Raw genomic sequence first — 6247 nt, forward strand, 5'->3', positions numbered from 1 at the left:
CTGGAACTGCTTCATTATGACAAATATTCTAGTTGCTTCCTGGGCCAAACAGATTAGTGGCAGCATCGGAAATAGATTCAAAGAATAGCAAAAAGCCTAGGACATCTCTGAAAGGCTGGGTAAACGTGTTGAAGGCGTAGGTAATACGGGATACCAGATTACGATTGACGATGATGACATCGTTGGTTTCCAGAGGCGGATTTTGAGAAAGATCGCCGTCTAGCGCCTCGTAAGTGTTCAATCGCAGCGTCACCGCTTTACCCAGCTCTGGATCAAAGCGAATCAGCCCCACATCTCGCAGCGCGTTTCTATCTGCGTTGACGCCAATGGTGGTAATAGCATCCAAGAAACGGCTACCGTTGGGCAACTCCACGGTTCTTAAAGCGCCGCCGTTAGTGGAGTAGGTCAGCGCCCGGATGGAAACCTGGGGCTGGGCTAGGGTTGAGCGTGACACCAAATAGCGATCATATTCATCTAGTTCGCTGGGATCTAGTCGCGGAATAAAAACGACATCGCCATCGTCTAGCCGCAAGTCGGGCAGCGCTTTTCCCTGCAGAAGGGGTGTAAACAAATCTATGGTTTCCTCAATGGTCTGTCCCTCAGGCAGCTGCCGCTGAATCTGTACTGCCCGTAGGTCAGCCGTACCCGTAGCGCCGCCTGAAGCCAGTAAGGCAGTTGAAACGGTGGGGGCTGGCAGCGGATAGAAACCGGGTCTGACCACTTCTCCCAGCACGGTCACTTCGACGGAGCGCTGGGCTACCAGGGTGAGGGAAACATCTGGATCCACCACATATTGATCGTAGAGGCTACGAATTTTCGCTTCAGCCTGTTCTAAGGTCAGGCCCTCCAGCGAAACGGCACCCACCAGCGGCACAACCACATTGCCCTGCAGATCGAGCGTTGCCTCAAAGCTGAGATCGCCAAAACGCTGTACGCTGACGAAAATAGCGTCACCAGGGCCGAGCCGATAGATATCAAAATCAGGCTCAGTCGGCAAGCCCAGAAAGCGATCGCGCAGATCAGGCGTCAACACCGGAGGCACGGTTTCAATCGGGACGGGAAAGCTAGGTGGCGACGGCAGCGCCGGCGGAAGTCCGCTGGGCGGAATCTGATTGGTTTCCCAATCAAACTCAGGCAGCGTGTCAGCCTCCCCGGCAGCAGGTTGTGTCCATCCTGGCGCTTGAGCTAGCGGGCTGAGCCACAGCAGCAGCCCCAACGTTAGCGGGGCGGCAGCCAGTGGGCGCTGCAGCGGCAGAAACCGCCACCGAGAAAACCAAGACTGAGATGACTGAAGCTGGCAGGAAAAGGACACAGTGACGATGACAGTTAAAGGGGTTAGTAGCTAAGTTAGGCTAGCCAAAATCGGCGATTGGCTCAATAAGCAAGAGACGCTAGGGCTGAGCCGAAGTTCCGGGAAAGCATTACTCAATCAGGGTTAGCGGGCCTGTCTGTAGGTTAGCCTGGATTTGACTAGCCAAATCGCTTAAGGCAGCCTCATAGGGCGCGAGTGAACTGAGGGGTTCCATCGACGTTAGCAGGCATACGGCAATCCAGGGAAGTCGCTGGCGATCGCGCCACTGCGTCATCTGATCGGCAATGAACCAGCGGCTAGGTGAATGATGGCCGCCATCGCTCCAAGCGTACCACTGCATCACGGCGAAGGTACCGCGCTCATTTCGTCCCCTAAAGAAGCGAGCCTTGACGGGATTGCCTTCAGTCGCTGCCGATGCAAACCGTACCTGCCGAGGTGTCTCCATTTGCCAGTCCTGAGATCCGGCCAAATCAAGCCACTCTACCTCTGGCTGATTGTCGTGCCAGGGTTGGGGGCGCAGCAGCAGCGTGGCCGAGGTGAGCGGCGCTGACGGCGCTTGGGGCTGCAACTCCATGACGAGCCAGTCATGACCGCTGATGGCGATTTCTCGCGAGTCAGCCACTTGCCAACCCGGAACGGCTAATGTTTGAGCTGAAAGTGCCTTGAGCTGATCAATCTGCGCCACCTCCGGCGGGCGCGTCCAAGGCCAACTGCCCGTAAAGTAGTTCGGCAGAGCCGCGATCGCCGCCAAAATGGCTAGAACAGCCACAATCAGTCCTTTAGTCAATCGAGGCGGAAGTTTCAAAGCCATCATGGACTTGGTTCACCCTGTGGGTGCAGACGCTAGACATTAGAATCGTGGTCAATTTGCAGCGCTAATGTGGGAGGCACATACTGCTGGATAGCCCGAATCAGGACAACTAGCAAAAACAGCATAATGGCTGAGTAAATATCTCCCCCCCAGCTATCATGCAGCCATTCAAAGGCTCCTCTTTGGCCGGTGCCGTGAAAAAAGCTCAGCAGCGTGTTGCGCACAATATTGCCCACTACGCTCAGAGCCACAGTAGCGCTTAAGAAAATCCCTGTCTGCAACCGCGATCGCCAAACCCCAGTCCAGTAGAGCAGCATCAACCCGACATAAAGACTGGTAAACAGCATTTTTAGTCCCGCACAGTGAGGCGCTACTTCAACCGGCTGCTCGTTGACTAACAGATAAATTTGATTGACATCTACGTCAATCCCAAACTGAATCAGCAAGAAGCCAGCCGCCCCGGCAATGAAGCGCTGCAAGGGCAGGATGTAAGGCTCAATTAGGTAGGGAAGCTGAGAAGGCGTTGCCAGGGCCACCAGCAAGAGCGGAAAAGCCTGCAGCCGCAGCCCCGGCCAGCCTTTCAGCACCACACAAATACCTGTCAGCAGGAGCGGCAAAGAAAAATTCATCCAGTCGCTGAGGCCACTGAGATAGAAAACCGCTGCCATGCCCATTAAAATCAACCCCACCGGATGCATTTGAGAGGTGAGCTGCTGCCACTGCTGGCGTTTTTCCCAGGTGATGTAGGCAGCAAAGGGCAGTCCAATCAAACCGTGACTGAAATATTCGTGCTGAATGCTGATGGATTTGTTCAGCCAGCCATCTACCCAGTGCAGCAGCAGCGGCACATAGAGAACTGCTAGCAGCACCAACAGGGCAATTTCTAGAGGGTGGCGTTCTAGGTGCTTGACGTGACGATTGGCTAACATGCCGTTCTCCTTCAGGGGTTGGCGTTGAGGGGCTGACGCGAAACAGACTGATTCAGTTTAAGCTGACGCTGTAAGGTTTCGACAACGTAATCGATTTGAGCCTGGGTAAGGCCCGGATACAGGGGCAAAGACAGGATTTCGTCGCAGAGGCGTTCAGCCTGGGGGAACTCCCCTGACTGATGGCCTAAAAATTCAAAGGCGGGCTGGAGGTGACAGGGAATAGGATAGTGAATTCCGGTTTGAATACCCTGTGTTTGTAAATCTCTTTGAAGCTGAGGGCGATCGATCGCGGGGCTGAGTCGAATCACATAGAGATGATAGACGTGGCCGCTGCCTGCCTGGTTAGTCAAAGGCAAGACGCCGAAATCTCGTAGACCCTCTAAACGCTGATCATAATACTGGGCGGCCTGATAGCGGGCCTGATTCCAGCTAGAGAGATAGGGGAGCTTGATTTGCAAAGCGGCTGCCTGCAGCGTGTCTAAACGGCTGTTAGTACCGCCTGCTTCAGTATGGACGTATTTGCGCGTAGCGCCGTAGTTTCTGAGCGAACGGGTGGTTTGGGCGATCGCCGCCGTCGAAGTCACCAGCATCCCGCCATCGCCGAGGGCACCTAAGTTCTTGCTGGGATAGAAGCTAAAAGCCGCTGCTGTGCCCACTGAGCCAGCGCGATCGCCTTCTCGCTCAGCTAAATGCGCCTGAGCCGCATCTTCAAAGACGATTAGCCCATGCTGCTGGGCTAGCTGCTGTAGTCCCCTGGGCGACACCATTTGCCCGTAGAGGTGTACGGGAACGATCGCTTTCGTCTGGGGGGTAATCGCCGCCGCCGCCGCCGCCAGATCGATTAGCGCTGTCGCCGGATCGCAGTCCACAAAAACGGGCTTAGCCCCGGTGCGCAGAATCCCCATCAGCGTGGCGATGAAGGTATTGGCCGGTAAAATCACTTCGTCCCCGGCTCCCACACCGCAGGCCTGTAGCCCTAGCGCAATGGCATCCGTACCGCAGGCAACACCGACGCCGTGGCTCACCCCGCAGGCCGCAGCAAAATCTGCCTCAAACTCGCTTAAAGCTTTGCCTAAGATAAAATCTCCCTGAGTCAGTACAGCTTGCACAGCCGCCATAATCTCGGCCTGAACGGGCTGATGCTGGCTGGATAGGTCTACAAAAGGAACCTGATTGATAGTTGTTGGGGTCATATAGCTCATGCCAGTTAGTCGCAATCAACCCGGTCACAAAAGCTGTACGCTAGCTGTATTACCAACCCAGTGTGGCGAGTTTGCCCTCTTTTGAACACCATGAAATCATGAAGTGTTTGTAAACTCGCGATCGCTTTTGCTGAAACGGGTGCAGTTACAGGGTTCCCTCAAAGGTCTTCGGCGATGACAACTCAGTTTTTAGATATGGGCCTTTAAGCGCATGGACTTTACAACCGCACGTCAGTTCGTGGTGAATCAGGCACTGCCAGCACCCGATAAGTCAGATACTTTTTTGCAGCAGCTTCAACGTCGAGAAGCGCCGATTCCCGGTCAGGTCACGTCCCTCCTCTTAGCCCTCAAAGCCATTTTTGAAGGACTGCGATCGGCCCAGCAGATCGATCGCAAATTGGCCTACGCCCTCTTCTGTTTGGCCCACGAAAGCCGCCGCGCCTTTGAAGCGGGGAAGCGGGCGGGAACAGAGTGGCCACCGTTACTAGATGAAGACTTAAGCCGCATTGCGATCGCCGTTACCAGCATTTTTGCCGATGAATGGCAGGGCTAAAAGCGATTTGGGTTGAGTCGTCGCCCTGGGGTAATCGTCGTCGGTCTGAGCTGGGTGCCCGTGCCGCCATCGACGCTATCTAAGAATGGCTGCAGATTGATACCACCGCTGCGGCGGCGATTAAGTCCGCTCCCGCCTAGGGCAGCTTCGATTTGCCCCAAAATATTGTCGTTTTGGCCGGTAAAAGTATTGATAGCGCTGGTGGATTCTCCCTGATCGGCAGCCACCAGATTATCAAAAACGCGATCGCGGGTTAGAACGGCATCCTGTCCGGGCGGGACTGTGAAGACAATGCGGCAGGAGTTGTCTTGCTCAGTGGTGACGCAGACAATGTCATAGCCGTTGAGCCGATCGGTGCGCAGCTCTAGCAGACCATCGGGACGATAAAACTCTAGGCGATCGCTAATCACATTGCAGCGGCGCTCAGCAGGCCAGTTGTCGCCCATCGCTTCGGGCACTGCCCAGGGATAAGCCTGATCGGGCTGGGTCGAGGGCCGATACATCACGGTGTACTGACCATTCTCAACCTGACACTCAAATCGGGGAGAAGAGTCAACCGTAGATTCCTGCGGTTCAGTCGTCTGCGCTTGAACTGGCACGATGAAGCCTGTTGCTGCCAGCACTCCCAGCAGTCCGGATCCGAGGACTTGATTAAACAGTTTTTGATAGCGTGGCCTCTGAGTAGTCATATCCGATGTCCTTTTGTTAGCAATTGCCTCTATCTATTGAGTCTATAAAATCAGGTCAGAATGTTCCCCGACTAGCTGCGTTGGCTGACAAACTTTGACCTAAGCTTGAGACACAGGTTTAGCAGAGTCAGGCGGTTCTATGCAGGCGATTCAGGTGCATCAGTTTGGCGACCCCACGGTGATGCAGTTAGCAACCGTTAACAATTTGCAACCTGCGGTGGGGCAAGTAGTGGTAGCGATCGAAGCTGCTGGCGTCAATCCGGTCGATACCTACATTCGGGCAGGCACCTACGCCCGCAAGCCCGATTTGCCCTATACGCCGGGAATCGACGGGACCGGAACGATTTTGGCGATAGGCCCAGAGGTGACTCAGTGGCAGGTGGGCAATCGCGTTTATGGCGGCTGGCCTCTCAGCGGTACCTACGCTCAGCAGGCGCTCTACGCAGCCGATCAGGTGTATCCTCTGCCAGGAGCGATTAGTTTTCCGTCAGGAGCAGCCATTTTCGTGCCCTATTCAACGGCGTACCGCGCCCTATTCCACAAAGGGCAGGCGCAGCCGGGAGAGACGGTGCTAGTTCATGGAGCCACTGGCAGCGTGGGGCTGGCAGCCGTTCAGCTAGCCAAGAGCCGAGGCTTAAGAGTCATCGGCACAGGTGGCTCACCGGCGGGGCGGCAACTCGTGACGGAGCAGGGAGCAGATTACGTCTTGGATCACAGAGCTGAGGGCTATCTGGATCAGGTGATGGAGATA

General features: G+C 55.3%; 7 protein-coding genes. 2 read left to right on the forward strand and 5 right to left on the reverse strand.

The annotated features are described in order from the left end of the window. Positions 1 to 28: 28 nt before the first annotated feature. From QJQ48_RS18175 to QJQ48_RS18190, 4 genes are all read right to left on the reverse strand, one after another. Positions 29 to 1312 carry a polysaccharide biosynthesis/export family protein gene (locus QJQ48_RS18175; protein ID WP_346292664.1) on the reverse strand — a complete coding sequence of 428 codons (1284 nt, stop codon included), beginning with the start codon at positions 1310 to 1312 and terminating at the stop codon, positions 29 to 31. A gap of 109 nt (positions 1313 to 1421) precedes the next feature. Then, entirely contained in the window at positions 1422 to 2126 is a 705-nt protein-coding gene (locus tag QJQ48_RS18180; RefSeq protein ID WP_346292665.1) for a cyanoexosortase B system-associated protein, read from the reverse strand. A gap of 29 nt (positions 2127 to 2155) precedes the next feature. Beyond that, entirely contained in the window at positions 2156 to 3052 is an 897-nt protein-coding gene (crtB, locus tag QJQ48_RS18185; protein ID WP_346292666.1) for a cyanoexosortase B, read from the reverse strand. Between the two features lie 11 nt (positions 3053 to 3063). After that, entirely contained in the window at positions 3064 to 4245 is a 1182-nt protein-coding gene (locus QJQ48_RS18190) for a DegT/DnrJ/EryC1/StrS family aminotransferase (protein ID WP_346292667.1), read from the reverse strand. A 220-nt stretch (positions 4246 to 4465) separates the two neighbouring features. Between QJQ48_RS18190 and QJQ48_RS18195 the strand changes: the two genes are divergently transcribed. Beyond that, positions 4466 to 4807 (forward strand): Dethiobiotin synthetase, encoded by a 342-nt coding sequence (locus QJQ48_RS18195; protein WP_346292668.1) that lies wholly within the window; start codon positions 4466 to 4468, stop codon positions 4805 to 4807. Here QJQ48_RS18195 and QJQ48_RS18200 read toward each other — a convergent pair. Beyond that, positions 4804 to 5496 carry a COP23 domain-containing protein gene (locus QJQ48_RS18200; RefSeq protein ID WP_346292669.1) on the reverse strand — a complete coding sequence of 231 codons (693 nt, stop codon included), beginning with the start codon at positions 5494 to 5496 and terminating at the stop codon, positions 4804 to 4806. The two genes, QJQ48_RS18195 and QJQ48_RS18200, sit on opposite strands and share 4 nt — an antisense overlap. A gap of 139 nt (positions 5497 to 5635) precedes the next feature. Here QJQ48_RS18200 and QJQ48_RS18205 point away from each other — a divergent pair. Beyond that, positions 5636 to 6247, forward strand: a 612-nt coding sequence (locus QJQ48_RS18205) for an NADPH:quinone reductase (RefSeq protein WP_346292670.1), incomplete at its 3' end; no start/stop codon positions are given.

The sequence above is a fragment of the Sphaerothrix gracilis Ecp01 genome (assembly GCF_030405905.1).
Classification (GTDB): Bacteria; Cyanobacteriota; Cyanobacteriia; order Phormidesmidales; family Phormidesmidaceae; genus Sphaerothrix; species Sphaerothrix gracilis.

Coding starts and splice junctions, on each gene's coding strand:
- QJQ48_RS18180 (WP_346292665.1), bottom strand. CDS start 2,126: ATGATGGCTTTGAAACTTCCGCCTCGATTGACTAAAGGACTGATTGTG.
- crtB (WP_346292666.1), bottom strand. CDS start 3,052: ATGTTAGCCAATCGTCACGTCAAGCACCTAGAACGCCACCCTCTAGAA.
- QJQ48_RS18190 (WP_346292667.1), bottom strand. CDS start 4,245: ATGACCCCAACAACTATCAATCAGGTTCCTTTTGTAGACCTATCCAGC.
- QJQ48_RS18195 (WP_346292668.1), top strand. CDS start 4,466: ATGGACTTTACAACCGCACGTCAGTTCGTGGTGAATCAGGCACTGCCA.
- QJQ48_RS18200 (WP_346292669.1), bottom strand. CDS start 5,496: ATGACTACTCAGAGGCCACGCTATCAAAAACTGTTTAATCAAGTCCTC.